Below are 26811 nucleotides of genomic sequence, written 5' to 3' on the forward strand. Positions count from 1 at the left end.
TGTCTGAATGGCGGGAGATCTGTCCATCATCCCTCAGTTCCGAAGCTACCAGTAAAACCACGGGACTTGGGGGCCTGAACTGAATGGTGGGGATAGGGTATTGTGGGAGTTAGGGAGGAAAATAGAGAGTTGGAGAGACACAGAGAAAGCGAAAAGTGGAAAGAAAGGCAGTGAAAACGAGGGAAAGCAGAGGCGGCGGCGGCGGCGGCCGGAGCGGCGGCAGCGGCAGGCGCCGGTGCGGCGGCGGCAGGAGCGACGGCGCCAGCGGTGGCTTCGGTGTCGATCTTGGCGATCACTTCGTCGGCAACCACGGTGTCGCCGTCGTTGCGGATGATCTGCGACAGCACGCCAGCCGACGGGGCCGGCACTTCGAGCACGACTTTGTCGGTCTCGATTTCAATCAGGATTTCGTCTTGGGCAACAGCTTCGCCCGGCTTCTTCTTCCAGTTCAGCATGGTTGCTTCGGCAACCGATTCAGAGAGTTGCGGAACCTTGACGTCAACAATAGCCATGGTTAGGTATTTCCTCGATGTATTCGTATGTGCTTCAGGCAGCGGCAAAAAGCATGGCGGTGCGCGCTCTTCGCGCGCGCCGCCATGCTGGCCACGATCATTTGGTCAGGACAAAGCCCTTGAGCTTGGAGAACGCCGCATCCAGCAGCGCCTTTTGTTGCTCGTTGTGCTTGGCGTAGTAGCCCACAGCCGGCGATGCCGAGGCGGGACGACCCGCGTAACCGAGCTTCTGGCCTTCCGCCATGTTCTCCATGATGAAGTGCTGGACGAAGAACCAGGCACCCTGGTTCTGCGGCTCGTCCTGGCACCACACGATTTCGTTGGCGTTCGGGTACTTCTTCAGCTCGGCTGCCACTGCCTTGTGCGGGAACGGATACAGCTGTTCCATGCGGATGACGGCCGTGTCGGCAGCGCCGCGTTCCTTGCGGGTGTTGACCAGGTCGTAGTAGACCTTGCCCGAGCACATGATCACGCGCTTGACCTTGCTGGCGTTCAGTTCTTCGTGATCGGGGATGACCGTCTCAAAGTGACCCTTGGCCAGGTCGGACAGCGGCGAGACCGCGTCCTTGTTACGCAGCAGCGACTTCGGCGTCATGATCACCAGCGGCTTGCGGAACAGACGGATCATCTGGCGACGCAGCAGGTGGAAGATCTGGGCCGGGGTGGTCGGCTGGCAGACTTGCATGTTGTGGTCCGCGCACAGCTGCAGGAAGCGCTCGATGCGCGCCGAGCTGTGTTCCGGACCCTGGCCTTCATAGCCGTGCGGCAGCATCAGGGTCAGGCCCGAGGCGCGGCCCCACTTCACTTCGCCGGAGGAGATGAACTGGTCGATCACCACCTGGGCGCCGTTGACGAAGTCGCCGAACTGGGCTTCCCAGATCACGAGCGCGTTCGGCTCAGCGGTGGAGAAGCCGTATTCGAAGCCGAGCACGGCCTCTTCCGACAGCACCGAGTCGATCACCGTGAACGGTGCCTGGTTCTCGGACACGTTCTGCAGGGGCACGTAGCTGCCTGCATCCCAGCGCTCGCGGTTCTGGTCGTGCAGCACCGAGTGGCGGTGGGTAAAGGTGCCACGCCCGGCGTCCTGGCCGGTGATGCGCACCGGGTAGCCCGAAGCCACCAGCGAGGCGAAGGCCAGATGCTCGCCCATGCCCCAGTCCAGCGGCTGGTCGCCGCGGCCCATGTTGGCGCGATCCTTCACCACCTTCTCGACCAGCGGGTGCAGCTTGAGGTGTTCGGGGATGGTGGTGATGCGTTCGGCCAGGCGCTTGAGCTCGGTCACCGGCACGGCGGTGTCGGCGGCGTCGGTCCACTTGCGGTTCAGGAACGGCATCCAGTCCACGGCGAACTTGTTCTTGAAGTTCGACAGGACGGGGTCGACCGTGTGCTTGCCCGCGTCCATCGCGGCACGGTACTCCTTGACCAGCTGGTCGCCGAAGTCGGCCGGCACCAGGTTCTGCGCGACCAGCTTGTCAACGTACAGCTTGCGCGTGCCCGGGTGCTGGGCGATCTTCTTGTACATCAGCGGCTGGGTAACGGCCGGCGTGTCCTGCTCGTTGTGGCCCAGCTTGCGGAAGCAGATGATGTCGACCACGACATCCTTCTTGAACTCCATGCGGAAGTCCACGGCCAGCTGCATGGCGAACACCACGGCTTCGGGATCGTCGCCGTTGACGTGCAGCACCGGTGCCTCGATCATCTTGACGACGTCGGTGCAATACAGCGTGGAGCGCGAGTCGCGCGGGTCCGAAGTGGTGAAGCCGATCTGGTTGTTGATCACGATGTGCATCGTGCCGCCCGTGCCGTAGCCGCGGGTCTGTGCCAGGTTCAGCGTTTCCATCACCACGCCCTGGCCTGCGAATGCCGCGTCGCCGTGCACTTGCACGGGCAGCACTTCCGCATGGCCCGCGGGCTCGCCGCGGCGTTCCTGGCGGGCCTTGACCGAGCCTTCGACGACCGGGTTGACGATTTCCAGGTGGGACGGGTTGAAGGCGAGCGACAGGTGGACCGGGCCGCCTTCGGTGGAGACGTCGCTGGAGAAGCCCTTGTGGTACTTCACGTCGCCGGCCGGCAGGTCATCGACGTGCTTGCCTTCGAACTCGGCGAACAGGTCCGCCGGCATCTTGCCCAGCGTATTGACCAGCACGTTCAGGCGGCCGCGGTGGGCCATGCCGATCACGATTTCCTGCACGCCCTTGCTGCCGCTGTGCTGGATCAGCTCGTCCATGGCAGCGATGAAGCTCTCGCCGCCTTCCAGCGAGAAGCGCTTCTGGCCAACGTACTTGGTGTGGAGGAAGCGCTCCAGGCCTTCAGCCGCGGTCAGGCGGTCGAGGACGTGCTTCTTCTTCTCTAGAGTGAACACCGGCTTGGAACGCGTGGTTTCCAGGCGCTCTTGCCACCAGCGCTTTTGCGCCTGGTCGCTGATGTACATGAACTCGGCGCCGATGCTGCTGCAGTAGGTTTCGCGCAGGTTGTTGAGCAGCTCGCGCAGGCTCATCGATTCCTTGCCGAAATACGTATTGCTGGCGTTGAAGACGATATCGAGATCGCTTTCGGAGAAGCCGTAGAACGCGGGGTCGAGGTCCGGCAGCGGCGGACGTTCCTGGCGCTTGAGCGGATCCAGGTCTGCCCAGTGCGAACCGATGTTGCGGTAAGCGGCGATCAGCTGCGTGGCAGCGACGCGCTTGCGCCCCATATCGGAGTCGGCCGAGGCAACAATGGTCTTGATCGGGCCCGCCTTGGCACGCTCTGCGAACGAGGCGACGATGGGAGCGTGGGCGATATCGCGGGCGTTCGAGCCATCGACAGCCGGCACGTTCTGCATCGCGTCGAAGTACGCGCGCCAGTTATCGGGAACCGAGGAGGGATTTTCGAGGTAGGCCTCGTACAGCTCTTCTACATAGGGGGCATTGCCGCCGAAGAGGTACGAATTGCTCTGATACTGCTGCATCATGGGGCGCTCACTATTATCCGGGAATGCCGGAATAAAGCGGGTTCATCAACCTTCCGCGACACGGCTTGACCGGTTAGCGGATTGCAAACAACTCTTTCTGGACAACAACTGAAACACATTAAATGCATCATTATGCAAACGGCACCGCAACGGGTGCCGATCTGTTCAGTCGCCCTGAAAGGGTCAGTTGTGCGTGGAAGGACCTAAGTCTTCACTCGCATAAGAATAGCACGTTTGCCGCTTGAGCCGAGGGAATTTTGCCGTAAGCCGCGCGGGCCCATTCGCAGTGTTGCGAAGCGGCCAAGCCCCTTGCCGACGAGGATGATGAAGCCAGCCGGTCCGATAGCATGGAGCCGGAAACCAAAGGAGCGATCGGTGCACCTCTTGCCATACCCCCCGCGGGCCAGCGCCCGGCCCCGCCAATGATGCCCGTCCCCACCGCCGACGCCACGGCACCAGGAGCCGCTCCCGTCACATGGCGGGCCGACCTGGTGGCCGGGCTTGCCATCGCCGGGCTGTTGCTGCCCGAGGCCGTGGCCTATTCCGGCATTGCCGGGCTGCCGCCGCAAGCCGGCGTGATCGCGCTGTTCGCGGGCCTGCTGGTCTACGGCCTGCTTGGCAGCAGCCGCTTTGCCATCGTTTCGGCCACCTCGTCGTCCGCCGCGGTGCTGCTGGCGGCCACCACGGCTGTCAGCGACGGCGATGCCGGCGTGCGCGCCGCCCTCGGCGCGGCGGTCATGCTCCTCGCGGGAGGGCTGTTCCTGCTGGCCGCGGCGTTGCGCCTGGGGGCGATCTCCAACCTGATCGCCAAGCCCGTGCTACGCGGCTTTGCACTGGGGCTCGCGCTGACTATCGTGCTCAAGCAATGCCCGAAGGTCCTGGACATGCATCCGGCGCATGGCGACTTCCTGCGCCTGGCGTGGGAACTGCTCGCCGGCTGGCGCCAATGGAACCTGGCAGGCGCGGCGGTGGCACTGGTGGCGCTGACGCTGCTGCATCTGTTCGCGCGCTGGCGCGCCATGCCGGGCGCGCTGCTGGTCATCGCCGCCGGCATCGCGCTTGACCTCAGCGGCTGGACCCAGGCACATGGCGTGGCGGCCGTCGGCAATATCGCCTTGCAGTTCTCGGCGCCGCGCGTGCCGAGCCTGGCATCGGCCGACTGGATGCGGATGGGCGGACTGGCCGCCGCGCTGGCGCTGATCCTGTACGCCGAAAGCTACGGCTCGATCCGCACCTTCGCCATGCGCCACGGCGATATCGTCTCGCCCAACCGGGACCTGGCGGCACTAGGACTGGCCAACCTCGCCTCGGGCCTGTTCCAGGGCATGCCGGTAGGCGCGGGCTTTTCCGCTACGTCGGCCAACGAATCGGCCGGCGCGCAAAGCCGCCGCGCCGGGCTGATTGCCGGCGCCGTGGTATTCGCCGCAGTGTGCACCCTGCTCCCCTGGATCTCGCACACGCCTGAGCCGGTGCTCGCAGCTATCGTGATCCGCGCGGTTGGACACAGCCTCAACCCGGGCAGCCTCAAGCCTTATTTCGACTGGCGGCGCGACCGCGTGGTGGCGGTGACCGCCTTTGCCGGCGTGCTGTTGCTTGGCGTGCTGCATGGGCTGCTGCTGGCGATTGGGGTCAGCCTGGCGATGCTGCTGCAGCGCCTGTCCCGCCCGCAGGTGAGCTGGCTGGGGCGCTGGGCCGATAGTCACGACTTCGTCGACACGGCGCGCCATCCCGAGGCCACCGCGCCCGAGGGACTACTGATCGCGCGCCCGGAAGAGCCGTTGTTCTTCGGCAATATCGACAGCGTGCTGGGCACCGTGCGCCAGGCGCTGGCGCGCGAGCACCCCCGGTACGGCCTGGTGCTAAGCCTGGAAGAATCGTCCGACCTCGACGGCACCGTCCTTGAAGCCTTGGGCGAACTGGCGGTGTTCGCGAAGGCCCACGGCATGCCGCTGCGGCTCGCCCGGGTCAAGGACGAGGTGCGCGACCTACTGACGCATGCGCGCAACCCCGCCCTGCCAGAGGAAATGTGGCGCGGCTGGAGCGTGGACGACGCGGTGCGTGACGCGCTGGCACAACCGGCATGAAACCGCTTGAACCCACTTGCACCCACTTGCACCCGCTTGAACCCGCTTGAACACGCAACGCCGGGCCTGCCGGGCGTAATGGCCTGATTAATCCTGGCGCGGCGCGATCAGGTCGACCGCATCCGTGATCAGCGCATCCAGCCCCCAGCCGAGCAACTGCGCTGCCCGTGCAGGATCGTTGACGGTATAGCAGGCCACCTTGAAGCCGGCGGCATGCGCGGCCTGGATGATCTCCGCGCTGAGCTCGCGATGATTGGCATCGAGTGCCACGCAGTCCAGCCGGCGCAGCCGCTCCAGCCAGTCGGCCGGCAGCTTGTCCAGCAGCAGCGCCCGCGGCAGGCCCGGCGCAGCCTTGCGGGCCGCCTCCAGCGATTCCTCCGAGAACGACGACAGCAGCGGCGGCACGTCGCAGCCGGCCCACAATGCCTGCGCGTCGAGCGCCACCGCGGCGCCGGTACGCCATTCCGCACCCGGCACCGGCTTGATCTCGATATTCACCATGAAGCCGTTGGCGCGCGTGTAGCGGGCAATGGCCGCCAGCGTGGGCACCGGCTCGCCGGCATAGGCCGGGCTATGCCAGCTGCCCGCGTCCAGCATGGCGATCTCGCCCAGGGTCAGCGCGTCGGCGCGGCCCTGGCCGCTGGTGGTGCGGTCGAGCGTGGCGTCATGCAGCAGCACCGGCCGCCCGTCGCCCGACAGCTTCACGTCGAATTCGAACATGCGATAGCCGAACGACGCGCCATGGCGGAATGCTGCCAGCGTGTTCTCGGGTGCCAGCTTGCCTGCGCCCCGATGGGCGATATGGCGCGGATAAGGCCAGGCGGCCTGGGTCATGTCAGGCCTCGATGCGTTTGCCGGAATCGGTGTCGAAGAAATGCAGGTGCTCGGCCGATGCGGTGATCGGCAGACGGTCGCCGCCGCGCACTGGCATATTGCTGTCCAGCCGCACCACGACCGGCTGCCCGCCCAGCGTGCCGTAGGCGAAGGAATCGGCACCGAGCGCCTCGACCAGCCGCACGTCGATCTCGGCGATGGCTTCGTGCGCCGCGCACGGCTCGATATGCTCGGGACGCAGGCCAAGCAGCGCCCGCTCGGGCAAATGCAGGCCCATCGGCAGGTGGCCGAGGGTGGCGGCTTGCCCTTGCGCGCCCTCCTTCTGCTCCACGCGCATCTGCGCTTCGCCCTGCCCGCCATTGGTCCGCGCGACCGGGACCAGGTTCATCGGCGGCGAGCCGATAAAGCTGGCCACGAAGGTACTGGCCGGACGCGCATAGACTTCCAGCGGCGTGCCGATCTGCTCCACGCGCCCGCCGTTGAGCACCATCATGCGGTCCGCCAGCGTCATGGCCTCGACCTGGTCGTGGGTCACGTACATGCTGGTGGTGCGCAGGCGGCGATGCAGCTCCTTCAACTCCAGGCGCATCTGTACGCGCAGCTTGGCGTCCAGGTTGGACAGCGGCTCGTCGAACAGGAACACGGCAGGCTCGCGCACGATCGCGCGGCCCATGGCCACGCGCTGGCGCTGCCCGCCCGACAACGCGCGCGGCTTGCGCTCCAGCAGCGGCGCCAGTTCGAGTATGCCGGCGGCATGCCGCACACGCTGCTCGATCTCGCTCTTGGCCATGCCGCGAATCTTCAACCCGTAGGCCATATTGTCGTACACGCTCATATGTGGATAGAGCGCGTAGTTCTGGAACACCATGGCGATGTCACGCTCGGCGGGTTCGAGGTTGTTGACGATCTTCTCGCCAATATGTACCTCGCCGCCGCTGATGGCCTCGAGCCCGGCCACCATGCGCAGCAGCGTGGATTTGCCGCAGCCCGACGGGCCCACGATGACGACGAACTCGCCGTCGTTGATTTCCATATCGATGCCGTGCACAACCTTGACGTTGCCGGCGTAGGTCTTCTGTACGTTGCGAAGCGACAGTTTTGCCATTGCTATTCTTTCTCGCTGGGCAAGCGTGGCGGGCGCATCGTCGCGCCCCGCCATGCCCGCTTATTTTTCGGTTTCGACCAGGCCCTTGACGAACCACTTCTGCATCAGCACCACCACGATCGCGGGCGGGACCATGGCCAGCATCACCGTGGCCATCACCAGGTTCCAGTCGGTCGCTGCGTCCCCGGAGCGGGAGATCATCTGCGTCACGCCCACCACAACCGGCGTCATCGACTTCTGCGTGGTGATCAGGAGCGGCCAAAGGTACTGGTTCCAGCCGTAGATGAACTGGATCACGAACAATGCCGCGATGCTGGTCTTGGACAGCGGCAGCACCACGTCCCTGAAGAAGCGCAGCGGCCCGGCGCCGTCGATGCGCGCGGCCTCGGCCAGCTCGTCCGGGATGGTCAGGAAAAACTGGCGGAACAGAAAAGTTGCCGTAGCCGAAGCAATGATCGGGATGGTCAGGCCGAAGTAGCTATCCAGCATGCCGAGGTCCGACACCACCTTGTAGGTTGGCAGGATCCGCACTTCCACCGGCAGCATCAGCGTGATGAAGATCATCCAGAAGAAGGTCTTGCGCAGCGGGAACTTGAAGTACACCACCGCGAAGGCCGAGAGGATGGAGATCGTGATCTTGCCCAGCGCAATGCCGAGCGCCATGATCAGGCTGTTCAGCATCATCGTGGACACCGGCGAGGCGGCATTGCCCACCCCCTGCGCCAGCACCGTGCGATAGTTCTCCAGGAAATGGCTGCCCGGCAGCAGCGTCATCGGCGCCTGCAGCACCTCGTCGGCGGTCAGCGTCGAGGCGACAAACGTCACATAGACGGGGAAAGCCACCACCGCCACGCCCAGCACCAGCATCAGGTGCGAGAGAAAATCAAGAAAGGGTCGTCGTTCTACCATGTTGCCTATCCTTCAATACTGCACCTTGCGTTCCACGTAGCGGAACTGCACCACCGTGAGAACGATCACGATCCCCATCAGCACAACCGACTGCGCAGCCGAGCCGCCGATGTCGAGCCCGCGGAAGCCATCCTGGTAGACCTTGTAGACCAGCGTATTGGTGGCATTGACGGGGCCGCCGTGGGTCACCGCGTCGATAATGGCAAAGGTATCGAAGAAGGCGTACACCACGTTGATCACCATCAGGAAGAAAGTGGTCGGCGACAGCAACGGGAAGATGATCGACCAGAACCGCCGCCATGGCCCTGCGCCATCGATGGCGGCGGCCTCGATCAGCGACTTCGGAATGCTCTGCAGGCCGGCCAGGAAGAACAGGAAGTTGTAGCTGATCTGCTTCCACGCAGCGATCAACACCACGAGCAACATCGCCTGGTTGCTATTGAGCAGGAAGTTCCAGTCCACCCCGAACGCATGCAGCGCATAGGACACCACGCCCAGCGTCGGGTTGAACAGGAACATCCATAGCACGCCGGCCACGGCAGGAGCCACCGCGTACGGCCAGATCAGCAGCATCTTGTAGCCACTCGCGCCGCGCACCATGCGATCGGCGAAATAGGCCAGCAGCAGCGAGATCGAAAGCCCGACCAGCGTCACCCCGACGGCGAACACCGCCGTCACGCGGAACGCATTCAGGTACTGCGCATCGTTGAACAGATCGTGGAAGTTCTCCAGGCCAACGAACTGGAGATCGATGCCGAAGGCATCCTGCCGCAACACAGACTGGTACAGAGCCTGCCCGGCCGGCCAGAAAAAGAAGATCAGCGTCACCGCCATCTGCGGCAGCACCAGCAGATAGGGCAACCATGAAGATCGGAATACGACCCGTTTTTCCATCACGCATCCAAGCCACCGCTACGAGCGGCGCGTCATCAATCATAGCCAGCGCGGGCCAGGCGCCCGCACAAACCAAAAACGGAGGCACAGCCTCCGCCTTCCTCACACGCAAGAACTTGCGGGGCTCACTCGCGGACCGTCTTCTGGAAGCGCTCGAGCAATTCATTGCCGCGCGCCACCGCCGAATCCAGCGCCTCCTTAGGCTGCTTCTTGCCAGTCCACACCGCTTCGAGCTCCTCGTCGATCACGGTACGGATCTGCGGGAAATTGCCCAGGCGGATGCCTCGCGACTTGTCGGTGGTCTTGACGATCATCTGCTTGACCGCCACGTCGGCACCGGGGTTCTTGTCATAGAAGCCGGACTTCTTGGTCAGCTCGTAGGCCGCCATGGTCACTGGCAGGTAGCCGGTCGACTGGTGCCAGTCGGCCTGCACCTCGGGGCGCGACAGGTAGGTGAAGAACTTCGCCACGCCCTTGTATTCCTCGGCCTTCTTGCCGCCCATCACCCACAGCGAAGCGCCGCCGATGATGGTGTTCTGCGGGGCGCCCGGCACGCCTTGCTCGTAGGGCAGCTGCGCCACGGTGAAATCGAACTTGGCGTTCTTGCGGATATTCGCCAACGCTGCCGAAGACCCGGTCAGCATCGCGCACTGGCCGGCGATGAACTTCGCCTTCGGCTCGTCCTTGCGGCCGCCGTAGACGAAGTAGCCCTTCTGCTGCATGTCGAGCAGGTTGGCGATATGCTTGACGTGCAGCGGCGAATTGAACACCAGGCGCGCGCCCGTGCCACCAAAGCCATTGTTCTCGGTGGCGAACAGGACGTTGTGCCAGGCCGAGAAGCTTTCCAGCTGCACCCACGACTGCCAGTCAGTGGTGTAGCCACAGGAGACACCGGCAGCCTTGAGCTTGGCGGAGTCGGTAGCCACCTCCTGCCAGGTCACGGGTGGCTTGTTCGGATCGAGCCCCGCTTTCTTGAAAGCATCCTTGTTGTAGTACATCACCGTGGTCGAGCTGTTGAACGGGAACGACAGCATTTCGCCCTTGTTCGACGTGTAGTATCCAGCCACCGCCGGGATGTACATCTTGGCGTCGAACTTCTCGCCGGCGTCCTTCATGACCGCCGCCACCGGCTTGATGGCGCCCTTGGCGCTCATCATGGTAGCCGTGCCCACCTCGAATACCTGCAGGATCGCCGGCGCGTTGCCCGAACGGTAGGCCGCGATGCCCGCCGCCAGCGACTCGTCATACTGGCCTTTGTAGATCGGTACGATCTTGTAGTCGGACTGGCTGCTGTTGAACTGCGTGGCGATCGCGTTCACCTTATCGTTGAGCGCACCTTCCATCGAATGCCACCACTGGATCTCGACGGCGGCATTGGCCGATCCTGCGCCGACCAGCATGGCGAAGGCGGCGAGGGTCAAGGCGGTACGTTTAACGGTCATGAGAAACTCTCCTGTTCTTTGTCGCGGCATGGGAGGATAAAAATCGTCCGACTGTATGCAGTTTTTGTGACAGGCGGATGTTACCCCGCCTTGTTGGATTGGAAAACCGGGCCTTTCCACTAAATTACAATAATATGACAACGATTTATCGTCAGCTTGACAGGGTAAGATCTCGCGCTATGCAAGCCATACAAACCCTTCCCGCCCCGGCGCTGCGCCGGATTCGCGGCGTGCTGACCGATATCGACGGCACCATTACCACCGACGGCAGGCTGGCGGCGGCCACCTATCTGGCGCTTGACCGCCTCAAGGCAGCCGGCCTGCACGTGATCCCGGTCACGGGCCGCTGCATCGCCTGGGCCGAGATCCTGACGCGGTTATGGCCGGTGGACGCCATCATCGGCGAGAACGGTGCCTTCTACTCCCACCTGCGCGCGGGCAAGCTGGTGACCCGTTACCTGGACGATGCCGCCACCCGGGCCGACAACCTGGCGCGCATCCACGCCCTTGGCGAGCACATCTTGCAAGAGGTACCGGGCTGCGCGCTGGCCTCGGACCAGGCCTGGCACGCCGCCGACCTCGCCATCGACCACGCTGAGGACGTCGTGCCCCTGCCGCCCGCCGCGGTCGAGCGCATTGCCGGGCTGATGCGGGAAGCCGGCATGACCGCCACGGTCTCGTCCATCCACGTCAACGGCTGGTTCGGGGATCACGACAAGCTCAGCATGAGCCGTTTGTGCGCTGCGGAGTTGCTGGGCGCGGACCTGGATGCCGAGCGGGAGGAATGGTTGTTCATCGGCGACTCGGCGAACGACGCCAGCATGTTTGCCCATTTCCCGCTGTCGGTCGGCGTGGCCAATATCCGCGACATCCTGCCGCAGTTGCCCGCCAAGCCGGCCTATATCACCGAGGCGGCCTGCGGCGAGGGCTTTGCGGAAATGGCTGAGCTGCTGCTGGCCGCGCGCGGCTGACCGGCCACAGGCACGCCGTCAATAAAAAAACAGCCGGGCTTGCCCGGCTGTTTTTTTGTGCGCCGCAACTACGGCAATGACCCGATTCAATCGAAGCCCAGCTCCTGCAGCTTGCGGGTGATGGTATTGCGGCCGATGCCCAGGCGCGTGGCTGCCTCGACGCGGCGCCCGCGGGTGACGCCCAGCGCAGCCTCCAGCACCGCCTTCTCGAAACGCCGCGTAAGCGCGTCCATGACTTCCGGCTGGCCGGACTCCAGCATGGCGCGGGCTTCCCCCGCCAGCAGGTGTTCCCAGCCGGCCAGCGCGCTGGCCGCGGCCGAGCGGCCGGCGTAAGCCAGCGCGGTGTCCGGCTCCCCGCCCAGGGTGGAAGGCGCGGCGCCGTAGTCGACAGCGTCATGGCCGTCGGCATCGTCCGCCCTGCCCTCTGCCCGGAACTCCGCCTGGCGCGCCGCACCGGCACCGCCGCCCTGCGGCGTGCCGGTGCCGATCATCTCAACCGGCATGTCCTTGACCTCGATGGTCTGCGCGGGCGCCATCACGGTCAGCCAGTTGCACAGGTTCTCCAGCTGGCGCACGTTGCCGGGGAACGGCAACGTGCTGACATAGGCCAGGGCCTCGTCCGACATGCGCTTGGGTTCCACGCCCAGTTCCTTGGCACTCTTCTGCAGGAAATGACGCGCCAGCAGCGTGATGTCTTCCGGCCGTTCGCGCAGCGGCGGCAGGCGCAGGCGGATCACGTTAAGGCGGTGGAACAAGTCCTCGCGGAACAGCCCTTCCTTGACGCGCGTTTCCAGGTTCTGGTGGGTGGCGGCAATCACGCGCACATTGGCGCGCAGCGGATTGTGGCCGCCCACGCGGTAGAAGTTGCCATCCGACAGCACGCGCAGCAAGCGCGTTTGCAGGTCGAACGGCATGTCGCCGATTTCGTCAAGGAACAGCGTGCCGCCCTCGGCCTGCTCGAAGCGGCCGCGGCGCATGGTCTGCGCGCCGGTAAAGGCGCCGCGCTCATGGCCGAACAGCTCCGACTCCAGCAAGTCCTTCGGAATAGCCGCGGTATTGAGGGCGATAAAGGGCCCGTTGGCGCGCGGGCTGTGCTTGTGCAGCGCCTGTGCCACCAGCTCCTTGCCGGTACCGGACTCGCCGGTGATCAGCACCGTCACGTTCGATTGCGACAGGCGGCCGATGGCGCGGAACACGTCCTGCATGGCCGGCGCCTGGCCGAGGATTTCGGGCGCGTCGACCAGGCGGTCTTCGAGCTCCTCCTCGCGCAGGCTTTCCTGCAGCGCACGGCGGATCAGCTCGACCGCCTTATCCACGTCGAACGGCTTGGCCAGGTACTCGAAGGCGCCGCCCTGGAAGGCCGCTACCGCGCTATCCAGGTCGGAGTACGCCGTCATCACGATGACAGGTAGCCCCGGGTGGCGCGCCTTGAGCGCTTGCAGCAGGTCCAGGCCCGAGCCACCCGGCATGCGGATATCGGAGATCAGGACTTGCGGTTCGTCGTCTTCCAGCGCGGCCAGTACGTCGCGCACGTTGGTAAAGCTGCGTGAGAGCAGGCTTTCGCGGGCGAGTGCCTTCTCAAGAACCCAGCGGATTGATTGATCGTCGTCGACTATCCAGATCGGCTTCATGTGCGTCGCTTGTCTGCTCGGTGTCATTTGGTCTTCCGTGAACCTGGCCGCACACCGCCGGCAAGCCGGTCGGCAGCAATCATTGGGGCAGTTCCAATTGCTGTCGCCGATGCGATCAATGCAGGGGCAGCAGGATACGGAAGTCGGTACAGCCAGGCCGGCTCTCGCATTCGATCAAGCCCTCGTGCTGCTGCACGAAGGTTTGAGCGAGTGTGAGACCGAGGCCGCTACCGCCGTCCCTGCCCGACACCAGCGGGTAGAAGATGCGTTCGCGAATATCCTCGGGGATGCCCGGACCGTTATCAATGACATGCAAGTCCAATGCCAGCTTGAATAATCGCTTCGCAATGGTTACCTGGCGGGCCACCCGGGTACGCAGGATGATCTGCGCATCGCCCCGCGCCACGCGCTCCGAGAGTGCCTGGGCGGCGTTGTGGACGATGTTGAGCACGGCCTGGATCAACTGCTCCATGTCGCCGCGCAGGTCGGGCAGGCTCGCGTCGTAGTCGCGCACGATATCCAGCCCGGAGGGGAATTCGGCCAGCACCACCGAGCGCACGCGCTCCAGCACCTCGTGGATATTGAGGTCGGACACGATGTGCGGATGGCGATGCGGCTCCAGCAGGCGGTCCACCAGCGTTTGCAGGCGGTCCGACTCCTTGATGATGACCTGGGTGTACTCCCGCAGCGAACGGTCTGGCAACTCGAACTCAAGCAATTGCGCCGCGCCGCGGATGCCGCCCAGCGGATTCTTGATCTCATGCGCAAGATTGCGGATGAGCTCCTTGTTGGCCGAGGTCAGGTCTAGGATGCGCTCCTCGCGCTCGCTGCGGACCTTTTGCTCGTTGGGCAGCACCTCCACCAGCACCGTGTCGGCCGTGGCATCCAGCGCACCGATCACCACGTGCGCGTGCATCGGCTCCTGCAGGGGCGGGTGCAGCACCACATCCTGCCGGCGCGCATCGAACTGCCGCGAAATCACGGTCTCGATCATGTTGCCGAGTTCATCCGAGGCGCCGAACAGGTCCGCCAGCGACAGCTCCACCATGGCCTTGCGCGACACCGCGAAGCTGGCCTCGGCGGCGGGATTGGCGTAGACGATGCGCAGGCCGGGCTGGCGCACCAGCAGCACGGGGTTGGCGACCACGTCCAGCCCCTGGTGGTAGGACACATCGCCCAATGGCAGCACCACGGCTCCATCCTCGGCCGGCGTGCCAGCCCCGGCCGAAGCTACCTTGCGCGAGACGCTGCGAATCAGGCGACGCATAGTGCTAGTCCTTCAAATTGGAGAGTTCGCGCCGCAGCGAAGCGGCATTGGCCTCGCCACGCGCGATGTCGTCGCGCAGCGTAGCGGTGCGGTCGAGGTACTTCTGGTAGTTACGTTCATTGCCCTGGCGCTCGGGCTGGCCGTTGTTGAACTCGGCGCGCAGCGCGGCCAGCTTGGCCTCCTCGCTTTGCAGCTCCTGCTCAAGCACGGCGCGGCGCTCGCCATCGCGGCTTTTCTGGGTCGCGCTGTCCACGCGCGGAAACGCGGTGGGCGCGACCGCGGGCGCGCCACCCTTGCCTGCCGACGGGGCGCTCACGCGCCCGCCCGGCACCGTCGTGACTTCCGGCAGGCTGAGCCGCTTGCAGCCCTTGCCCCCGTTGCCGTTGCGGTATTCAGGCACGCCGTTGGGGCCAGCGCAGACAAAGATATCCGACTGCGCCGGGGCCGGCCGGCTCCAGCACAGCAGCACAAGCGCCAGCATGGCGCAGGCGGCCGCCGATACGTGCATGGTGGCACCGAACCGGTGCATTGGTCCAAGTGAGGAAAGCGGGAATTCGAGCGCGTCCATTGACATCAGCAGGGATGGTGGGAAAGGAGCCCCATTCTAGCGATCAAACCAGCGATCAAAACAAAAAGGGACAGCCGAAGCCGCCCCTTCCTGGTGCAACTGTTGCCCGGTCACAACCTGGCAACGCCTCGCCTTACAGCGAGTAGTACATGTCGAACTCGATCGGGTGCGTGGTCATGCGGAAGCGGGTGACTTCTTCCATCTTCAGCTCGATGTAGGCATCGATCATGGAGTTGGAGAAGACGCCGCCGCGCGTCAGGAACTCGCGGTCGTTGTCCAGGTATTCCAGGGCCTGGTCGAGGCTGGAGCACACGGTCGGGATCTTTGCATCCTCTTCCGGCGGCAGGTCGTACAGGTTCTTGTCGGCAGCTTCGCCCGGGTGGATCTTGTTCTGCACGCCATCCAGGCCAGCCATCAGCAGCGCCGAGAAGCCCAGGTACGGGTTCATCAGCGGATCCGGGAAGCGGGTCTCGATGCGGCGGCCCTTCGGGTTGGCAACGTACGGAATACGGATCGAAGCCGAACGGTTGCGAGCCGAGTAGGCCAGCTTGACCGGCGCTTCGAAGCCCGGCACCAGACGCTTGTACGAGTTCGTGCCCGGGTTGGTCAGGGCATTCAGCGCGCGAGCATGCTTGATGATGCCGCCGATGTAGTACAGGGCGAATTCCGACAGGCCAGCGTAGCCGTTGCCTGCGAACAGGTTCTGGCCATCCTTCCATACGGACTGGTGCACGTGCATGCCCGAACCGTTGTCGCCAACGACCGGCTTCGGCATGAAGGTGGCGGTCTTGCCGTAGGTGTGGGCAACGTTCTGGATCACGTACTTTTGCAGTTGCGTCCAGTCGGCGCGCTGCACCAGCGTGCTGAACTTGGTGCCGATTTCGTTCTGGCCCTGGCCGGCCACTTCGTGGTGGTGGACTTCCACGGGGATGCCCAGCGATTCCAGGATCAGGCACATTTCCGAACGGATGTCCTGGAACGTGTCGATCGGGGCGACGGGGAAGTAGCCGCCCTTCTTGCCCGGACGGTGGCCGCTGTTGCCGTGCTCGAATTCCTTGCCCGACGACCACGGTGCTTCTTCCGACTGGATCTTGACGGAGCAACCTTGCATGTCAATGTTCCAGGTCACACCGTCGAAGATGAAGAACTCGGGTTCCGGGCCAAAGAAGGCGGTGTCGCCCAGGCCGGTGCTCTTCAGGTAAGCCTCGGCGCGCTTGGCGATGGAACGCGGGTCGCGGTCGTAGCCCTTGCCATCCGACGGCTCAACCACGTCGCAGGTCAGGATCAGGGTCGGTTCTTCGTAAAACGGATCGACGTTAGCGGTATTCGGATCCGGCATCAGCAGCATGTCCGAAGCCTCGATACCCTTCCAGCCGGCGATCGACGAGCCGTCGAAAGCGTGGCCGCTTTCAAACTTGTCTTCATCGAAGTGCGACACGGGTACCGACACGTGCTGCTCTTTGCCTTTGGTATCGGTGAAACGGAAATCGACGAACTTGACGTCGTTTTCCTTCACAAGCTTCATCACATCTGCAACGCTGTGGGCCATGCCTATCTCCTGGAAATTCGGCTGAATCTAGAAAAGCCATTCTTGCGTCGATCTCTGCGGTGCAACGCCTCAAAGGCATTTGCGACAACACAAAGATCGGCCACGAAAGGGACGAGGAATGTTAGCAGAAAGCATGCCAAGGCAACCCCCTTGTTACCCCTGCGTTCCCGAAAAAAGTGCAGCCATGCGGTGCGATACGGGGGGCCAGGCGCGTTTCGGGTGCCGCATATGGCATACGCATAAATCCGTTCGGCTTGCGCCTCATTCCGGGGACGCCGGCTGCCCTCCCCGCTCACCGGGAAAATCACCAACATCGTGCATAAGCGCGTCCTGTTGCACTATTTTTGTGCTCACGCACCAGATTAGAACATTTTGGCGAGGACCGAGCGGCATTGCCTGCTTGCGGTGCAGGATTTTGCTCTCAGCATGCCCGCGGCGCGGCCAGGCCGGCGCATCCGATGCCGTTCGCTGCCTGCCGCTCGCTGCCAAACGCGCCGGCGAGCACGCCCGGCGCGCTAGAATATCTCTGGCAGGCTCTGCCAGATGCCATTTCACCCACCGATTTTGTCACCCAGATGACCACCCGAGACGATCTACTCCAAGCGGCGCGCGAGCGCCAGCAGCAAAACCAACTGCCGTACTTCGGCGCCCTCTCCCCGCAGGAAGCCTTTGCCCTGCTGCTGGGCGACCCGGCCGCCGTGATGGTGGACGTGCGCACGCAGGCCGAACTCGACTGGATCGGCGGGCCGGACCTGCCGGAAGCGCAATCGGCGCATGTGGAATGGAGCAGCTATCCGGGCGGCGCGCAAAATGCCGCTTTTATCGCGCAGCTCAAGGCGCGCGTACCCGCCGATGTGCCCGTGCTGTTCCTGTGCCGCAGTGCGGCGCGCTCCAAGCATGCTGCCCGCGTTGCCACGGAAGCCGGCTATCAGTTCGCAATGGACGTGCTGGAAGGCTTCGAAGGCGCTCGCGATGAGCAGCACCACCGCAAGACGGTGGAAGGCTGGTGCTTCCGCGGCCTGCCCTGGCACGGCGCCTGAACCTCGGGAACGTGAAAATCAAAACGGGACAGCCATGCTGTCCCGTTTTTCATTGCGCCGGCCACATCGGGCCCGCTCCCCCGGCTCAGTCCCCTGCCGGATCTCCCGGGCGCCGCGCCGCAACCTCCACCAGCTCGAAGCCCATCGCCTGCACGCCTTCGCGCAGCATGGCATAGGCCGGCTCGACCTGGTCGGCCAGGCCCTTCACGCCCAGGTCGATGTGGCGACGCGCATAGAGCTCGCCGCGCTTGGCGTCACCCACCGACGGCAGGCTGAACACGCGGATGCCTTCGAAGACGGCCTCGACCCGCTCCATCAACGGCGTCAGCGTGGATTCCGGCGCCTCGAACACCAGGAACGACCGTTCCACCTGCACCGCCTGATGAAACAGGTCGGGATAGTAGGTATCCAGCACCCACTCCATCATGGGCCATGCCATGACCGGGAAGCCCGGCATGAAATGATGGTCGGCCACGGAAAAGCCCGGTATGCGGTTGTAGCTGTTCGGGATGATGCGCGCCCCGGCGGGGAATTCGCCCATCTTGAAGCGATGCTGGTTTTCCGGCAGGTTCAGGTCGGCCTTGGCCGGATCGCCCGCCGCGGTCTCCGCGATCCGCAAGGCGATCTGTTCGCGGGCATCCGGATGCAGCTCCAGCGGCACGCCGAGCGCGGCCGCGGCGCACTGCCGGGTGTGGTCATCGGGCGTGGCGCCGATGCCGCCGGTGCAGAACACCACATCGTTGCCCGCGAACGTGCGGCGCAGCGTGGCGGTGATGCGCGCGCGCTCATCGCCCACGTACTCCGCCCAGTCCAGCGCCAGCCCGCGCGCCGCCAGCAGCTCGATGGCACGGCGCATATGCTTGTCTTCGCGCCGCCCCGACAGAATCTCGTCACCAATGACGATCAGGCCGAAACCCATGATGCCCTCGCTTCAGGATTGTTCAATGCGCCGCACGTCGGACGGCGCCAGATCGATAACGTCCACCACCGGCGCCGCCGCGGCTGCCGCGGCAGCCGCGGCAGCGCGTTCGGCGCGCAATTGCTCCAGCGCGCGCAGGCAGAAATGGCCGAACCACAGCGCCGAGAAAATAAAGATCAGCACGTACAGCCACAGCGTGCCGGCTAGCACGAACGGGAACAGGAAAATCAGCGCCGCCGAAGCCACCCAGATCAGCGTCGGCGCCGATCCCAGCAGGCCCACCGCCACCCCGATGGAGAGCAAGGCCATGCGATGGCGCTTCATCAGCGTCTTGCGCTCCTCCGGCGTGGCATGCTGCGCCAGCGCGTCGTAGGTCATCACGCGATAGGTCAGCCAGCCCCACAGCAAGGGCGGGATCAAGGCAAAGAAAGGCGGGATCAGCCACAGAGGCAACGTCACCAGCGCCAGCAGCAGGAACACCATGGTGCTGCCCAGCGCCTGGAACACGCTGCCCACCATGCTGCCACCCTTGGCCTTGACCAGGTCCGGATAGCTGCGCTCCAGGTGCCGCACCGCGGCCGGCACCGAGAACAAGCTGATGAACACCAGCATGGAGGCGATCACCAGCGGGATCATCAGCGCGATCACGAACAGCGGCGCCACCACCGTGCGCAGGGACTGCAGGCCGAACCAGTCGAGCGCGCCATAGATCCAGCTGGTCAGCACCGACGTTTCGAGCACGCCGCGCGCCGCCGCCATGATCGGCTCCCATCCCCACAGCAGCAAGCCACCCCACAGCCCGGTAGCGAGCAGGAAAGGAAGGACGGTAAGCATCAGCATGCGCGGATGCAACTGGCTGATCAGGGCACGGCCTAGTGCGCGAAAAATGTCGTTCATGCAGTAAGTTTGGCTTCCACGAAAGCGGGGACGGATAGACTAGCACACGTCACCCGCCGTGGCGGGGGATGCATTCGAGGGAGCGATGACAGGCCTGGCGCCGGCGACCGGCAGCAGGGCCGCCTCAGCCGAGCCGCAGCAAGCGCTTGATCCCGTACCACTGCTGGGACAGGAAGCCGGCGCCATAATCGCGCCCCTTGCCTGCCGGCGGCGGCATCTGGTCGCGCACGCCGGTGGGGGAATAGACGTCGGTGAACACGGCGGTGCGAAACAGCATGTCCCACCAGGGGAAGATCACGCCGTAGTTGCACCCGCCCAGCTTGGCCGGCCGGCCGATCGCCTCGTGCCCGAGCCCCACCGCATGGTGCGTGCGGTGAAAGCGCGGCGAGACCAGCAGCCGCTCGCCCAAGGCGCCGAAGTGCAGGCGCAGGTTGGCATGCTGCAGGCTCTGCAGCAACTGCGACAGCGCCACCAGCAGCACGTACTGGGAAGGCTCCACGCCCACCGCCAGCGCCGCCACCGCGAACACCACGTCGCGCAGCATGTCATCGAGCAGGTGGTTGCGGTTGTCGCTCCACAGCGTCATCTGGCGCTGGCTGTGATGCAGCGAATGCAGGCTCCACCACCAGCGGTAGGTATGCGAGAGGCGGTGGTACCAGTAATCGAGCAGGTCGAACAGCAACAGGTAGATAAAGAAGCTGACCAGCGGGATCGACGTCACAGCCGGCCACCAGTCTTCCACATTGACCCGCTGCCAGCCGAGCAGGCGCAGATGCCCTTCCAGCCCATCCATCAGCGGACCGAGCAGGAAGAACATGGCAAGCCGGAACAGGCCGAGGCGATGCACGACGGTGTAGAGGATGTCGGTGCGAATGGCGGCGCGGTCGGTCACGGCCTCGACCGGGCGCAGCTTTTCCAGCGGCCCGAGGATCAGTACCATCACCACGATCTGCACCAGCCCGACCAGCAGCCATTCGGTACCCGTGAAGGCGTCCTCGGCATAGCCGCCCAGGCCAAGCTGGTAGACCACAGGCAGGATCACGTCCTGGAACAGCGTGGCTTCGATCTGGCCGATCCAGCCGTTGAGCAGGTCGAGCATCAGCGGCTCCCGGCTACGGTGGCTGACTGGCTGCGCAGCCAGTCACGATAGGCAGGATGCTCGCGCAACGTGGCAAAGCAGAAGCCCTTGTGCTCCAGGCCGCTGATCAGCGGCTCCAGCACGCCGGGCGCCCAGGGATCCTTGCGCGACCAGATGCCGAGGTGGGCCATGGCGATGTCGCCATCGCGCAGGTCGCGCAATGCGCGCTCCAGCAGCGCCTTGTTCGAGAACCGCTCGGAGGATAGCTCGTCGCCCAGGAAGCCGGCCGGCGCCCAGGCCACGTGCTTGAATCCGCACTGCTCGGCCCATTGCAGCGTCTGCGGCGCGGTATGGCCTCCCGGCGCCCGCCACAGCGGAGACATGGTTGCGCCGCTGTGGCTCTTCAGTGCCTGCGCGCTGCGGCTCAGCTCGCTGCAAAAGCTTTGCTGGTCCATGACTACGTCCTGGCCCGCATGCGCGCCGAACTGCGGCCGCATGGTGACCTTGCCGTCGCGCACGCCGCGCAGGTAGACGTGGTCGAACGTATGGCTGCCAAAGACATGGCCGTCGGCAGCCAGCGTCTTCCAGTACGCAGCCCAGCCTGGATCGAGCGAGCTGTCCTTGTTGATGGTGGGTTCGTTGGCGAGGAAGAACGTCGCCTTGATATGGTGCCGGCGCAGCGTGTCGGCGATCAGCGCCGCCTGGCTCATGCTGCCGGTATCGAAGGTCAGGTAGAGCGTGCCGGCGCGGCAGGCCTGGGGCGCGGCGGCGGGCAACGGGCCCGCCGAACTGGCCGGCCCGGCGGCTAGCGCCAGTCCGGTGGCTGCAAGCCCGGCAGCCACCGCGCGGACCAAAGCGCGGGGCAACCGGGACTGCGAATGCTTGCTCATGATGCCTGTCCTGATTTCCTGTGACTGCATTGGAGTGGCGGCGGCCCTACTAGTTCGATGCCGCGCCCGCCACAGTGTTCCCGGCCGCGCGGCCGGGCGCCCCCGCTCAATAAAGCGGTGCGCGGGTACGGAAATAAATGCCGTGCGGCGAGCGGCCCACACGGATGGTCTTGACCAGCTTGCGGCTGGCCACGTCGATCAGGCCCACCGCACGCGCCCAGCGGAAGCTCACCCACAAGGTCTTGCCGTCGGCGGTCAGCTCCATGTCGTCCGGGCCGGCCGGCAGGCCGGTGATGTCGCCGACCTTGGTCAGGGTCTGCTGATCGACGATGCTGATGGTGCCGGAGACCCGGTTGGACAGGAACAGGTGGCGCTTGTCGCCCACCGCGCGGAAATTGTGCGCGCCCTTGCCGGTCTGGATCTGCTTGACCACGGTGCGGGTGTGCCAGTCGATCACGGCCACGTAGTCGGCGCCGGTCATGCCCACCAGCAGGTATTTCTGGTCCGGCGTAACCCACACGCCCGCCGGCGCCGAGCCGGCATTCATGCGCCACATCACGGTCTGCGTGGGCAGGTCGATGGCGACCACCTCGTTGGAATCCTGCAGCGTGACGAAGGCAACGCGGCTGTCGGCGGTAAAGGCGATATGGCTCGGCGTCTTGGCCAGCGGCAGTTGCTTGGCGATCTTGAGCGCCTTGCCGTCCCAGCGATACACGTCAACGCGATCAAGGCGGTTGCCCGTGGTCAGGAACCACTTCTGGTCAGGCGAGAAGCCGATCTGGTAGGGATCGTCGATATTGGGCACGCGCTGCTGGACCTTGCCGGTAACCGGGTCGAGGAACACGAGGTCATTGCCGACCGCATTGGCGACGATCAGCGATTTGTCGTCGGGGGTGGCGATCAGGTGGTGCGGCTCCTTCCCGACCGGGAACGTCTCCAGCACCTTCTGGGTGTCCCTATCGATCAAGGTGACGGTAGCATCACCCGAATTGAGCACCACCACCACTTCCGCCAACGCCGGCGCCGCTACCATCCCCAAGGCCAGGGTGCCGATGGCGGCAAACCCGGAAACTACACGACGCAATGCAAGCATAAGACCGTTAAACAATGACTTAATCGAGCATTCTAACGTTTCCGGACTGCGATCCGATGACGTAGCGCAACAAACTAACATTTGGTCACAATCTCCGCGCGGGCTAGCGCTCGCGCGAAAGCCGGGCAACCCTGACCTCAGCGCTGCATCGCCTCCCACACCTTCTGCAGCCGCTTGACCGACATCGGCACCGGCGTGCGCAACTCCTGCGCGAACAGCGCCACCCGAAGCTCCTCCAGCATCCAGCGGAACTCGTCCAGGCGCGCGTCTTCCACGCCCCGGCCCTGCTGCCGCAACTGCGTTTGCGCGCGCTGCCATTGCTGCAGCAGTGGCGTGATTTCCTGCAGCCGCTGGGTGTCGCGCGCCGGATCGCCCTTGATCTTGTCGATGCGCATGGCGATGCCCTTCAGGTAGCGCGGGAAATGCACCAGCTGCAGGTAAGGCGTATTGGCCACGAAATGCTTGCCCATCAGCTGCGTCAGCTGCGCCTGCATATCGGCGTGCGCCGCGGCGAACGGCTTGGCCTGGATCAGCTTGCGCGGCAGCGTCGCATACTCGGCGAGCACCGCTCCCACCAGCCGGGCGATCTCCTGCGCCAGCAAGCTCAGGCGCGAGCGCCCTTCCTCCTTGCGGGCGGCAAACTCAGCCTCGTTGCGCGGCAGCGGCGCCTGCAGGCAGGCTCGCTCCAGCGCCAGCATCACGATCTGGTCGCGCAACATCTCCTGCGTGCCCAGCGTCATGTACTGCATCGCCATCTGCTGCATGCCTGGAATGTTCTTCTCCAGGAACTTCACCTGCTCGCGCAACTGCAACGCAAACAGGCGGCGCAGCCCGCCTTGATGGATGCGCGCGGCTTCCTGCGGATCGTCGAACACCTCCACGTCGCAATGCGTGGCGTGGTCGACCAGCGCCGGATAGCCGTACAGCGTCTGGTTGCCCTTACGGACCTCCAGCAGCTCAGGCAGTTCGCCGAAGGACCAGCTGGTCAGGTTTTCGTATTGCCCCGCCTCGGCCGCCGGCACGTCGCGCGCGGCGATGCTCTGGAACGACTGCTGCGCCTGCCCGCCAAATTCGGCGCGCAACTGCGCCAGGTTGCGGCCCATGTCCAGTTGCCGGCCATGCTCGTCCACCACCTTGAAGTTCATGGCGTGGTGGGCGGGCAAGGTTTCCAGCTTGAAGTCGGCGCGCTTGACCATGGTGCCGGTCTGCTCGCGGATGTCGGCGATCAGCACATCCAGCAACTCGCCCTCGCCAAAGGCATTGCGATCGACGAAGCCCGCCGCGTAGTCCGGCAGCGGCACGCAATGGCGCCGCAGCTTCTGTGGCAGCGACTTGAGCAGCAGGTGCACCTTCTCCTTGACCATGCCGGGCACCAGCCAGTCGGCTCGCTCCGGGCGCACCTGGTTGAGCGCGTACAGCGGCACCGTCAGCGTCACGCCATCGCGATGGCTGCCGGGCTCGAAGTGGTACGTCAGCGACATATCCACGCCCGCCACCGGCATCAGCTTGGGAAACAGGTCGGTGGTGATGCCGGCCGCTTCGTGCCGCATCAGCTCTTCGCGGTTCAGGTAGAGCAGCTTGCGGTCGCGCGCGCTCGCGGCCTGGTACCACTGCTCGAAGGTAGTCTGCTGGTGAATCTCGGCGGGGACCAGGCGATCGTAGAACGCGAAGATCAGCTCATCGTCGACCAGCACGTCCTGGCGGCGCGCCTTGTGCTCCAGGTTTTCGATCTCGCGCGTCAGGCGCTGGTTGTGGGCGAAGAAGGGCAGCTTGGTATCGAACTCGCCCTCCACCAGCCCACGGCGGATAAACAGCTCGCGCGCCTGCGCCGGGTTCATCGGCCCGTAGTGCACGCGCCGGTGCTGGTAGACCACCAGCCCATACAGCGTGGCGCGCTCCATCGCCATCACCTGGCCGGACTTCTTCTCCCAGTGCGGATCGCTCCAGCTAACGCGCAGCAGATGGCGGCCAACCTGCTCCAGCCACTCGGGCTCGATCTTGGCCAGCGTGCGCGCGAACAGCCGGCTGGTCTCGATCAGTTCGGCGCCGATGATCCAGCGGCCGACCTTGCGCGCGATCAGCGAGCCGGGCCACAGGTGGAACTTGATGCCGCGCGCGCCCAGGTACTCGCGCCCGCGGCCGTCGGCGTCTTCAATCTTGCAACCTACGTTGCCGAGCAAACCCGTGAGCAGCGCCTTGTGCACCTGCTCATAGGTGGGCTCGCTCTCGTTGAGCTTCCAGCCCTGCTCGGTCACGGTGGTCAGCAGCTGCGAATGCACGTCGCGCCATTCGCGCAGGCGCACATGCGAGAGGAAACTGGCGCGGCACTGGTCCTGCAGCTGGCGGTTGGTCTTCTTGTGGGCCACCGCGTCCTCGAACCACTTCCACATCTTGACCCAGCCCAGGAACTCGGAGCGCTCGTCCATGAACTTGCGGTGGGCCTGGTCGGCGGCTTCCTGCGCCTCCTGCGGACGGTCGCGCGGATCCTGCACCGACAACGCGCTGGCGATGATCAGCACCTCGCGCAGGCAATGGTGCTCGCGTGCGGCGAGCGTCATGCGGGCCACGCGCGGGTCCAGCGGCAGGCGGGCCAGCTGGCGGCCGACCTGGGTCAGCGCGTTGGCGTCGTCGCCCACGCTTTCCACCGCGCCCAGCTCCTGCAGCAACTGGTAGCCGTCGGCAATGGCGCGGCCCAGCGGCGGCTCGATAAAGGGGAACTCCTCGATCGCGGTCAGCTTGAGCGCCTTCATGCGCAAGATCACCGCAGCCAGCGATGAACGCAGGATCTCCGGATCGGTAAAGCGCGCGCGGCCGATGAAATCGGCTTCCTCGTACAGCCGGATGCACACGCCGTCGGCCACCCGGCCGCAACGCCCTGCGCGCTGGTTGGCGGCGGCCTGCGAGATCGCCTCGATCTGCAGTTGCTCGACCTTGTTGCGGTAGGAATAGCGCTTGACCCGCGCCATCCCGGTATCCACCACATAGCGGATGCCGGGCACGGTCAGCGAGGTTTCGGCCACGTTGGTGGCCAGCACGATGCGCCGCGCGTTGGACGGCCGGAACACGCGTTCCTGCTCCTGCACCGACAAGCGCGCGAACAGCGGCAGGATCTCGGTATGCGGCGGATGGTGCTTGCGCAGCGCCTCGGCGGCCTCGCGGATCTCGCGCTCGCCGGGCAGGAACACCAGCACATCGCCTAGGCCGAGCCGGCACAACTCGTCCACGGCCTCGACGATGCCGTCGAACAGGTCGCGATCCTTCGATTGCGCGGACTTGGGCGCGCCCTCGCCCGGCGCCGGCTTGTCCTTCTCGATCGGCCGGTAACGGATCTCCACCGGATACAGGCGCCCGCTGACCTCGATCACCGGCGCGGGCTTGCCGCCCTGCGCAAAGTGCTCGGCGAAGCGGTTGGCGTCGATGGTGGCCGACGTGATGACCAGCTTTAGGTCCGGCCGCTTGGGCAGGATCTCCTTCAGGTAGCCGATCAGGAAATCGATATTGAGGCTGCGTTCGTGCGCCTCGTCGATGATGATGGTGTCGTAGGCGCGCAGCAGCGGATCGTTCTGCGTCTCGGCCAGCAAGATGCCGTCGGTCATCAGCTTGACCGACGCGCCCGCCGACATGGTGTCGTTGAAACGCACCTGGTAGCCCACGTGCTCGCCGAGCGGCGTGCCGATCTCCTGCGCGATGCGCTTGGCCGTGGAGGTGGCGGCAATCCGGCGCGGCTGCGTGTGGCCGATCAGGCCGCCGCTGCCGTCCGCGCCCGGGCCGCGCCCGATCGACAGGCAGATCTTGGGCAGCTGGGTGGTTTTGCCGGAACCGGTCTCGCCGGAGACGATCACCACCTGATTGTTCAGCAGCGCCTGCGCGATCTCCTCGCGGCGGCCGGATACCGGCAGCGCCTCGGGGAAGGTGATGGGCGGGAGCGGGTTGGCCTGGCGCACTGGGCGCCTCGCCTCGCGGGGCGGGCGTTCGGTGCGTTCGGTCCGATCCAGGTGCTCCGGGCGCGGCGGCCGGGGCGTGCCATCCGCCGGCTGCGGCCTGGCCTGCCGGGCCTGGCCCGGCTGACCGGGCTGGCGTTCGGCCGGCGGGCCGGAGCGACCTGCTGCACCGCTTGCCCCCTGAGGCGGGCGGCGCCCGTCCTGCCGTCCTGGCGGGCGTTGATCCTGGCGGTC

The 26811-nt window shown here is 65.2% G+C and carries 19 protein-coding genes and 1 pseudogene; 3 read left to right on the forward strand and 17 right to left on the reverse strand.

The annotated features are described in order from the left end of the window. Positions 1-185: 185 nt before the first annotated feature. Together ACGLHR_RS39125 and ACGLHR_RS39130 are read right to left on the reverse strand one after the other, a co-directional pair. A pseudogene (locus ACGLHR_RS39125) lies at positions 186-512 on the reverse strand (biotin/lipoyl-containing protein); the annotation flags it as partial. A gap of 97 nt (positions 513-609) precedes the next feature. Beyond that, positions 610-3465, reverse strand: a complete 2856-nt coding sequence (locus ACGLHR_RS39130; protein WP_400100895.1) for a 2-oxoglutarate dehydrogenase E1 component — start codon at positions 3463-3465, stop codon at positions 610-612. Positions 3466-3887: 422 nt separating this feature from the next. Between ACGLHR_RS39130 and ACGLHR_RS39135 the strand changes: the two genes are divergently transcribed. Continuing rightward, positions 3888-5549, forward strand: coding sequence for a SulP family inorganic anion transporter (locus ACGLHR_RS39135; RefSeq protein WP_400100897.1), 1662 nt, complete (start codon positions 3888-3890; stop codon positions 5547-5549). Between the two features lie 87 nt (positions 5550-5636). Here the strand turns inward: ACGLHR_RS39135 and ugpQ are convergent, their stop codons facing one another. The 5 genes from ugpQ to ugpB form a co-directional block, all read right to left on the reverse strand. Beyond that, a complete protein-coding gene (ugpQ, locus tag ACGLHR_RS39140; RefSeq protein WP_318231072.1) occupies positions 5637-6383 on the reverse strand; it encodes a glycerophosphodiester phosphodiesterase in 747 nt (248 codons plus the stop codon). Position 6384: 1 nt separating this feature from the next. Next, positions 6385-7488 (reverse strand): sn-glycerol-3-phosphate import ATP-binding protein UgpC, encoded by a 1104-nt coding sequence (locus tag ACGLHR_RS39145; protein ID WP_267603583.1) that lies wholly within the window; start codon positions 7486-7488, stop codon positions 6385-6387. Positions 7489-7548: 60 nt separating this feature from the next. Continuing rightward, positions 7549-8397, reverse strand: a complete 849-nt coding sequence (gene ugpE, locus ACGLHR_RS39150; protein ID WP_400100899.1) for a sn-glycerol-3-phosphate ABC transporter permease UgpE — start codon at positions 8395-8397, stop codon at positions 7549-7551. 12 nt (positions 8398-8409) lie between these two features. Then, entirely contained in the window at positions 8410-9291 is an 882-nt protein-coding gene (ugpA, locus tag ACGLHR_RS39155) for a sn-glycerol-3-phosphate ABC transporter permease UgpA (protein WP_400100901.1), read from the reverse strand. Between the two features lie 125 nt (positions 9292-9416). Next, positions 9417-10733 carry a sn-glycerol-3-phosphate ABC transporter substrate-binding protein UgpB gene (ugpB, locus tag ACGLHR_RS39160; protein ID WP_267603585.1) on the reverse strand — a complete coding sequence of 439 codons (1317 nt, stop codon included), beginning with the start codon at positions 10731-10733 and terminating at the stop codon, positions 9417-9419. A 179-nt stretch (positions 10734-10912) separates the two neighbouring features. On the opposite strand from ugpB, the gene ACGLHR_RS39165 reads away from it, so the two are divergent. Next, entirely contained in the window at positions 10913-11704 is a 792-nt protein-coding gene (locus ACGLHR_RS39165) for an HAD-IIB family hydrolase (protein WP_400100903.1), read from the forward strand. 86 nt (positions 11705-11790) lie between these two features. On the opposite strand, the gene ntrC is transcribed toward ACGLHR_RS39165, so the two are convergent. From ntrC to ACGLHR_RS39185, 4 genes are all read right to left on the reverse strand, one after another. Continuing rightward, complete coding sequence (gene ntrC / locus ACGLHR_RS39170) at positions 11791-13335, reverse strand: nitrogen regulation protein NR(I) (RefSeq protein ID WP_400100905.1); 1545 nt, start codon at positions 13333-13335, stop codon at positions 11791-11793. A gap of 115 nt (positions 13336-13450) precedes the next feature. Then, complete coding sequence (gene glnL / locus ACGLHR_RS39175; protein WP_400100907.1) at positions 13451-14602, reverse strand: nitrogen regulation protein NR(II); 1152 nt, start codon at positions 14600-14602, stop codon at positions 13451-13453. Between the two features lie 4 nt (positions 14603-14606). After that, positions 14607-15110 carry a DUF4124 domain-containing protein gene (locus tag ACGLHR_RS39180; RefSeq protein WP_400100908.1) on the reverse strand — a complete coding sequence of 168 codons (504 nt, stop codon included), beginning with the start codon at positions 15108-15110 and terminating at the stop codon, positions 14607-14609. A 193-nt stretch (positions 15111-15303) separates the two neighbouring features. After that, positions 15304-16719 (reverse strand): 3-hydroxylaminophenol mutase, encoded by a 1416-nt coding sequence (locus ACGLHR_RS39185; protein WP_035867014.1) that lies wholly within the window; start codon positions 16717-16719, stop codon positions 15304-15306. Positions 16720-17294: 575 nt separating this feature from the next. On the opposite strand from ACGLHR_RS39185, the gene ACGLHR_RS39190 reads away from it, so the two are divergent. Continuing rightward, positions 17295-17759, forward strand: coding sequence for a rhodanese-like domain-containing protein (locus tag ACGLHR_RS39190; RefSeq protein ID WP_400100910.1), 465 nt, complete (start codon positions 17295-17297; stop codon positions 17757-17759). An 85-nt stretch (positions 17760-17844) separates the two neighbouring features. Here ACGLHR_RS39190 and ACGLHR_RS39195 read toward each other — a convergent pair whose 3' ends face one another. From ACGLHR_RS39195 to hrpA, 6 genes are all read right to left on the reverse strand, one after another. Beyond that, positions 17845-18678 (reverse strand): competence/damage-inducible protein A, encoded by an 834-nt coding sequence (locus tag ACGLHR_RS39195; protein WP_400100911.1) that lies wholly within the window; start codon positions 18676-18678, stop codon positions 17845-17847. A gap of 12 nt (positions 18679-18690) precedes the next feature. Continuing rightward, positions 18691-19575, reverse strand: coding sequence for an EI24 domain-containing protein (locus ACGLHR_RS39200; protein WP_400100912.1), 885 nt, complete (start codon positions 19573-19575; stop codon positions 18691-18693). Between the two features lie 124 nt (positions 19576-19699). Beyond that, entirely contained in the window at positions 19700-20674 is a 975-nt protein-coding gene (locus ACGLHR_RS39205; protein ID WP_400100914.1) for a sterol desaturase family protein, read from the reverse strand. Continuing rightward, entirely contained in the window at positions 20674-21543 is an 870-nt protein-coding gene (locus tag ACGLHR_RS39210) for a polysaccharide deacetylase family protein (protein WP_400100916.1), read from the reverse strand. The genes ACGLHR_RS39205 and ACGLHR_RS39210 overlap by 1 nt, the downstream gene beginning before the upstream one ends. A 106-nt stretch (positions 21544-21649) precedes the next feature. Continuing rightward, a complete protein-coding gene (locus ACGLHR_RS39215; protein WP_400100920.1) occupies positions 21650-22576 on the reverse strand; it encodes a cytochrome D1 domain-containing protein in 927 nt (308 codons plus the stop codon). A 197-nt stretch (positions 22577-22773) separates the two neighbouring features. After that, a partial coding sequence (gene hrpA, locus ACGLHR_RS39220) for an ATP-dependent RNA helicase HrpA (protein ID WP_400100918.1) occupies positions 22774-26811 on the reverse strand: 4038 nt, incomplete at its 5' end.

It is taken from the genome of Cupriavidus sp. CuC1 (assembly GCF_044627735.1).
GTDB lineage: Bacteria > Pseudomonadota > Gammaproteobacteria > Burkholderiales > Burkholderiaceae > Cupriavidus > Cupriavidus ulmosensis.

Excerpts from the sequence above, each read along its gene's own strand:
- ACGLHR_RS39185 (WP_035867014.1), bottom strand. The coding sequence starts at position 16,719 with ATGGCCCACAGCGTTGCAGATGTGATGAAGCTTGTGAAGGAAAACGAC.
- ACGLHR_RS39190 (WP_400100910.1), top strand. The coding sequence starts at position 17,295 with ATGACCACCCGAGACGATCTACTCCAAGCGGCGCGCGAGCGCCAGCAG.
- ugpB (WP_267603585.1), bottom strand. The coding sequence starts at position 10,733 with ATGACCGTTAAACGTACCGCCTTGACCCTCGCCGCCTTCGCCATGCTG.
- ACGLHR_RS39180 (WP_400100908.1), bottom strand. The coding sequence starts at position 15,110 with ATGCACGTATCGGCGGCCGCCTGCGCCATGCTGGCGCTTGTGCTGCTG.
- ACGLHR_RS39210 (WP_400100916.1), bottom strand. The coding sequence starts at position 21,543 with ATGAGCAAGCATTCGCAGTCCCGGTTGCCCCGCGCTTTGGTCCGCGCG.
- ugpA (WP_400100901.1), bottom strand. The coding sequence starts at position 9,291 with ATGGAAAAACGGGTCGTATTCCGATCTTCATGGTTGCCCTATCTGCTG.
- ACGLHR_RS39205 (WP_400100914.1), bottom strand. The coding sequence starts at position 20,674 with ATGCTCGACCTGCTCAACGGCTGGATCGGCCAGATCGAAGCCACGCTG.
- ACGLHR_RS39195 (WP_400100911.1), bottom strand. The coding sequence starts at position 18,678 with ATGGGTTTCGGCCTGATCGTCATTGGTGACGAGATTCTGTCGGGGCGG.
- ACGLHR_RS39200 (WP_400100912.1), bottom strand. The coding sequence starts at position 19,575 with ATGAACGACATTTTTCGCGCACTAGGCCGTGCCCTGATCAGCCAGTTG.
- ACGLHR_RS39145 (WP_267603583.1), bottom strand. The coding sequence starts at position 7,488 with ATGGCAAAACTGTCGCTTCGCAACGTACAGAAGACCTACGCCGGCAAC.
- ntrC (WP_400100905.1), bottom strand. The coding sequence starts at position 13,335 with ATGAAGCCGATCTGGATAGTCGACGACGATCAATCAATCCGCTGGGTT.
- ACGLHR_RS39130 (WP_400100895.1), bottom strand. The coding sequence starts at position 3,465 with ATGATGCAGCAGTATCAGAGCAATTCGTACCTCTTCGGCGGCAATGCC.
- ugpE (WP_400100899.1), bottom strand. The coding sequence starts at position 8,397 with ATGGTAGAACGACGACCCTTTCTTGATTTTCTCTCGCACCTGATGCTG.
- glnL (WP_400100907.1), bottom strand. The coding sequence starts at position 14,602 with ATGCGTCGCCTGATTCGCAGCGTCTCGCGCAAGGTAGCTTCGGCCGGG.
- ACGLHR_RS39165 (WP_400100903.1), top strand. The coding sequence starts at position 10,913 with ATGCAAGCCATACAAACCCTTCCCGCCCCGGCGCTGCGCCGGATTCGC.
- ACGLHR_RS39215 (WP_400100920.1), bottom strand. The coding sequence starts at position 22,576 with ATGGTAGCGGCGCCGGCGTTGGCGGAAGTGGTGGTGGTGCTCAATTCG.
- ugpQ (WP_318231072.1), bottom strand. The coding sequence starts at position 6,383 with ATGACCCAGGCCGCCTGGCCTTATCCGCGCCATATCGCCCATCGGGGC.
- ACGLHR_RS39135 (WP_400100897.1), top strand. The coding sequence starts at position 3,888 with ATGATGCCCGTCCCCACCGCCGACGCCACGGCACCAGGAGCCGCTCCC.